This is a genomic window from Mesorhizobium sp. M7A.F.Ca.CA.004.04.2.1 (assembly GCF_004022825.1).
Taxonomy (GTDB): Bacteria; Pseudomonadota; Alphaproteobacteria; order Rhizobiales; family Rhizobiaceae; genus Mesorhizobium.
Genome location: NZ_RZPH01000542.1, coordinates 1 through 4075 on the forward strand (window position 1 = coordinate 1; position 4075 = coordinate 4075).

4 protein-coding genes, 1 tRNA gene and 2 pseudogenes are annotated in these 4075 nt (G+C 64.4%); 6 read left to right on the top strand and 1 reads right to left on the bottom strand.

What is annotated here, in order from left to right; translation table 11 throughout:
- Positions 1–648 (top strand): annotated as a pseudogene (locus EN893_RS22050) (ATP-dependent DNA ligase); the annotation flags it as partial.
- Between the two features lie 14 nt (positions 649–662).
- Here the strand turns inward: EN893_RS22050 and EN893_RS22055 are convergent.
- The gene (locus EN893_RS22055; protein ID WP_164748764.1) at positions 663–1802 is read right to left on the bottom strand and encodes a hypothetical protein; all 1140 of its coding nucleotides are present in this window, start codon (positions 1800–1802) and stop codon (positions 663–665) included.
- Positions 1803–2133: 331 nt separating this feature from the next.
- Here EN893_RS22055 and EN893_RS22060 point away from each other — a divergent pair.
- The 5 genes and pseudogenes from EN893_RS22060 to EN893_RS22080 form a co-directional block, all read left to right on the top strand.
- A tRNA-Thr gene (locus EN893_RS22060) sits at positions 2134–2209 on the top strand.
- A gap of 135 nt (positions 2210–2344) precedes the next feature.
- Positions 2345–2533 (top strand): DUF2158 domain-containing protein, encoded by a 189-nt coding sequence (locus tag EN893_RS22065; RefSeq protein WP_023811455.1) that lies wholly within the window; start codon positions 2345–2347, stop codon positions 2531–2533.
- A gap of 163 nt (positions 2534–2696) precedes the next feature.
- Entirely contained in the window at positions 2697–3128 is a 432-nt protein-coding gene (locus EN893_RS22070; protein WP_127269066.1) for an acid-shock protein, read from the top strand.
- Between the two features lie 71 nt (positions 3129–3199).
- Positions 3200–3742, top strand: a complete 543-nt coding sequence (locus EN893_RS22075; RefSeq protein WP_127269065.1) for an RNA polymerase sigma factor — start codon at positions 3200–3202, stop codon at positions 3740–3742.
- Between the two features lie 86 nt (positions 3743–3828).
- A pseudogene (locus tag EN893_RS22080) lies at positions 3829–4075 on the top strand (hypothetical protein); the annotation flags it as partial.

A 4075-nucleotide genomic window follows, 5' to 3' on the forward strand; every position in this document is an offset into this window, starting at 1 on the left:
GGCGACGAGGATTTGCGCGCGCTGTCGTTTCGCGAGCGGCGCGGTCGGCTGGAAGCGTTTGTCGGAACGCTCGACCCGAGCCGTTTCGATCTTTCGCCATTCGTCGACTTCACGGATTGGCAAACGCTTGAGGAACTACGCCGGGTGCCGCCGCATCCGATCATCGAAGGCGTCATGCTGAAGCGCTGGGACTCAGCCTATGTCGCCGGCCGGCCGAAAGGTCCATGGTTCAAATGGAAACGCGATCCGCACACGGTGGACGCGGTGCTGATGTATGCCCAGCGCGGCCACGGCAAACGCTCGAGCTTCTATTCCGACTATACGTTCGGCGTCTGGACAGGTGCCGAAGGGGAAGAGGAACTGGTGCCGGTCGGCAAGGCCTATTTCGGCTTCACCGACGAGGAGTTGAAGCAGATCGACAAATATGTCCGCGACAACACGATCGAGCGTTTCGGGCCGGTGCGCTCGGTGCGGGCTGACCGCGACAACGGCCTTGTGCTGGAAGTCGCCTTCGAAGGGCTGAACCGCTCGACCCGGCACAAATCCGGCGTCGCCATGCGCTTTCCCCGCATTTCGCGGCTGCGCTGGGACAAGCCGGCCAACGAGGCCGACCGCATCGAGACGCTACAGGCGCTGCTCGACCGCTAGACCGTTCAGCGCTCTTACGGCTCGATCGAAACGCGGATTTCGTAGATGTCCGCGGCCTTACCCTGCTTGTCGAAGTCTGAATTGATGGCAATGGTGCCGGCCGAGCCCGGACGCTTGTCGGGAAACTGCACATCGAACAGATATTCGTTCTGCTGCTGGCCGACCGCATAGCGCTTGCGGCCGCAGTCGCCGAGTTCGCCGAAATTGCAGTCGACCGAAATCTGCGTCTCCTTGCCTTCTTCGGAGCGGGCAATGATGTCGAACACGGCATGTTTGCCGGCCAGCTTCTCCAGCACGCCTTGTCCGACGTCGAAACTGATCGCCGAACCGGACGCGCCGGAACGGATGCGCAGGAACGAACCGGTATCGTCCTTCATCACCTCGGCCCTGGCGTCAGACGGCGCGCTGACATGGGATGCATCGGCCGGCGAAAACACATTGATCCAGTCGCGCGCCTGGTCCGCGGCGCCGGGTTTTGCCGGACCGCCGTCGGCCGGTGTGAAATCGTCGTCCTCGACGGTCGGCGGCGCCTGCGGCGGGGCGGTGTCGAGTTGCGCGGATGTCTTGAACACGCCGGTCTGCACGGCGAAGAACAGGCCGATGCCAACCGCGGCGAGCAGTGTCACGGTCAGGAAGATGGCGGTCAGCGGCAGGCGACGTCCCCTTATGCGCCGTTCATCGCGGTCGGGCGCCACTTCCGTCGTCGCGCCGGCCGAGGCCGGAACCGACATGTCGATGGCCGGAGCATCGGGAAGCGTGGCCTCCGGCATGATGTCGGGAACGACGGGCAGAACGCGGGAGCGCGGCGCATCGGCAGCGGATTGCACGGGTCCGTCGACGACGACATCGGGGGACGATGCCTGTCGGCCGGTTTCGACCGCGGGCGCCGGGTCCGCTCCGAGTTCGACCGCCGGTGCATCGCCCTGCGGACCGACATCCGGCACCGCCGGCAGGAACTCGGATTCGATTTCGGTGATTTTCGCCTGAATTGCCTTGCGGCGCTTGATGGCGACCTCAACGGTCACACCCGGATTGGCCTGGAGCGCGCGATCGAGCGCGGCAAAAGCCGAGCGATAGACCCTCTCGCGGAACGCGCGGTCCTCGGCATTGCCTTTCTCCAAGGCGTTCCGGATCGCTTTTTCGATCGCGTCCAAGCGGGTCCCTCTGTCTTTGCCAACCTTGCCGTGATCGTTAGCCGCAGGCGACCAATCAATCAACGGGCGAGCGGCGTATTCTGCCTCGCAGAGGTGTGCAAAGTCCATTCCGGCGCTGTTCCGGCAACAAAATCAGCATGTTTCGCCGATTTTCGCGCACAGGGAGCACACGCACCGTGCGCCGCATTCCCTTGGCGATTGATTGGCGGACAAGGCGGCGGCCGGCTTTCGAGGGTGCCACGACGCCGACGCAGGAATTGCCAAGTCGCATCTTGAATTCGCGCCCGGTTGCGTCTATCACCGCCGCATCCTGGAGGCCTTGGCTTCCTGGGCCGCTTTAGCTCAGTTGGTAGAGCACCGCATTCGTAATGCGGGGGTCGCGTGTTCGAGTCACGCAAGCGGCACCATTCCTCCTCCATTTTTGTCGTCTGTCTGCCCCTTCGCAGCTGGTGCAAAGGATTGCGGCGCCGGCCTGGCAGATCTGCCATTGTCGAGACACCGGTTTGGTGTGAAAATCATGGCCTCAGCATGGGAGGTCAAAAATGCCCAACAATTTCAAGACCGGAGACGTCGTCAGGCTGAAATCCGGAGGTCCCAGGATGACGATCAGCGATGGGGCAGCCTCGGGCATGTATCTGTGCCACTGGTTCAATCGCGAGGGCGAGGTGTGGACCCCGCAACATGCCGGGTTCAAGCCCGAACAACTGATTGCGGCCGACCAGTCGGACTAGAGTTCCTTCCATCCCGATCGAGCCGGGATGGGCACCCTCTTTTGTCCGGGCGTGAACGGATCAGCAGGCGCGACCGACGGATTTTCCGGGTCGCGGCGTTTAACGGTTGAAGCGCGATGGCGGCACAAGCCGTCTGCGTCGCGCCAACCTGGAGACGCACAGCATGATCCGCCGTTCGATATCAGTCGTTGCCTTGAGTTTGCAGACCGTTGCGGCTTTCGCCCAGGCAACGACGCCGCCTGCACCGCCGACCGCCGCGCCACTTGCCGCGCCAGGCGCTTCGGGGACCAGGTCCGACATCACGCTGGCCAAATTCCAGAAGCGGCGCGAAAAGGCGATCATGGCGGCCGACACGGATGGCGACGGCAAGATCAGCCTGCTGGAATGGGAGGCCTTTCAGACGAAGCGCAACGTCAAGGGCGACGCCGCCAAATCCTTCGCGCGGATCGATTCCAACCATGACGGCTTCATCGATCGCGCCGAACTCGATGCATTCTTCGCCAGGCGCTTCGCCCGGCTGGACAAGAATGCCGACGGCATTTTGACGGCCGACGAACTGCCGGGCCACAAAACCGCTCCCAAGCCGAAGCAATGACCAAGAGGTCAAGCAGGGAGCAATGACCAAGAGGCAATGACGCGCGATGAATATCGGGAGTTCGCCGACTGATGGCTGCGGATCCGGACGAGGAGCTGGTTCGCCGTGTTGGCGCCGGCGAGCCGGCAGCGGTGCAAACCCTCGTCGCGCGCAAGCTGCCGCGTATCCTGGCGCTTGCCGTGCGCATGCTCGGCGATGCGGCGGAGGCCGAGGATGTCGCCCAGGAAACCTTCGTGCGGATCTGGCGCCATGCCGCGAGCTGGCGGCGCGGCAATGCGCGCTTCGACAGCTGGATCCACCGGGTGACGCTCAACCTTTGCTACGACCGGCTGCGTCGCAGGCGCGAGTGGGTGACCGGCGACCTGCCGGAGATGGTCGACCCCGCGGCACTTCCCGATGCCCCTCGCCAGGAGGAAGCGCTTCGGGTCGAACGGGCGCTGCAAGCCATAGCGCCGCGCCAGCGCGAAGCCATCGTTCTGGTCTACTATCAGGAGATGTCCAATATCGAGGCGGCAGCGACCTTGCAGATCAGCGTCGATGCCCTGGAGAGCCTGCTTGCGCGCGGCCGGCGGTCGCTGCAGGCGATCCTGGCGGGGGATGGCGCCGATGAGTAAGCACCGGGCAAGCACCAACGCACCACGGCCATTGCGCCTTGCTGGTGCCGCTTGGCGCCCGGCGCCGACGGGCAAGGGGGCGACACATGGCTGAAGGATCCAGGAACGAACCCGCAATGGATGCCAGGCGCTTTGCCGTCTTGGCCCAGGCCTATGGCGGCGACTTGCGGCGATGGCCCGAGGCTGAGCGAATGGCCGGCACGGTCTTTGCCGCGAGCGGCGCGGGCAAGGCCATCTTGAGGCAGGCCGGGACACTTGACGCGCTGCTCGACAGCTACCGCGTCGACGCCCCGGACAAGGCACTGCACGGCAGCATTCTGCAGGCTGCCGGCC